At 71.2% G+C, this 1,010-nt stretch carries 2 protein-coding genes; both read left to right on the top strand.

Annotated elements, in window-relative coordinates; translation table 11 throughout:
* The coding region (locus tag ACIP67_RS43505) for a potassium transporter TrkG (RefSeq protein WP_401700305.1) at nt 1-605 on the top strand (605 nt) is incomplete at its 5' end.
* A partial coding sequence (locus ACIP67_RS43500) for a potassium channel family protein (RefSeq protein WP_401700302.1) occupies nt 598-1,010 on the top strand: 413 nt, incomplete at its 3' end. The genes ACIP67_RS43505 and ACIP67_RS43500, both read left to right, overlap by 8 nt.

Genomic DNA, 1,010 nt, shown 5'->3' with positions numbered 1-1,010 from the left:
ACCTCGTCCTCGAGTGGTCCAACCCGCGGACCCTGGGCGGTCTGGACCCGGCCTCGCGCGTGCTCGCGGCGTTCTTCCAGTCCGTCACGACCCGCACCGCCGGCTTCAACACCCTGGACTACGGGCAGATGCACCCCGTGACGCTCTTCGGCACCGACATGCTCATGTTCATCGGCGGCGGCCCCGCCGGCACCGCCTCGGGCGTGAAGATCACGACGGCGAGCGTCCTGCTGTTCATCGTGCTCGCGGAGATCCGGGGGGAGGGCGCCGTCCATGCGTTCGGCCGCCGGCTCTCCCGGACCACGCACCGCGAGGCGATCACCGTGATCATGCTCTCCGCGACCGCGATCGCCGTCGCCACGATGGTGCTCATGGGCCTGTCCTCGTTCACGACCGACCAGATCCTGTTCGAGTGCGTGTCCGCGTTCGGCACGGTGGGCCTGTCCACCGGCATCACCGCCCAGCTGCCGCCGGCCGCGCAGGGCATCCTCATGCTCCTCATGTTCGTCGGCCGCATCGGCCCCGCCACCGTCGCCGGCAGCCTGGCCCTGACCGACCGCACCCGCCACTTCGAGTACCCGAAGGAGAGGCCCCTCATTGGTTGATCTCACCCGTTCCCTGTTCGCCCCCCGCCGGGGCGACCGCCCCACCGTGGCCGTCCTCGGGCTCGGCCGGTTCGGCTCCGGGGTCGCCCTCGAGCTCATGGAGTCCGACTGCCACGTGCTGGGGGTCGACGCCGACGCCGAGGCCGTCCAGGCGCTCAACGGCCGGCTGACCCACGTCGTCCGCGCGGACAGCACGGCCGAGGAGGCGATGCGCCAGCTCTCGGTCCACGAGATGGACCACGTCGTCGTCGCCATCGGCGGCGACCTCGCCGACTCGATCCTCACCGTCTCGCTGATGCGGCGGTTCGGGACGCACCAGCTCTGGGCCAAGGCCAACGACGACCGCCACGGCGAGATCCTGCGTCAGCTCGGCGTGGAGCACGTGGTCCACCCGGAGCGGGACAT

The sequence above is a fragment of the Streptomyces sp. NPDC088812 genome (assembly GCF_044750285.1).
Taxonomy (GTDB): Bacteria; Actinomycetota; Actinomycetes; order Streptomycetales; family Streptomycetaceae; genus Streptomyces.
This window is presented reverse-complemented; position numbering and strand designations above follow the sequence as displayed.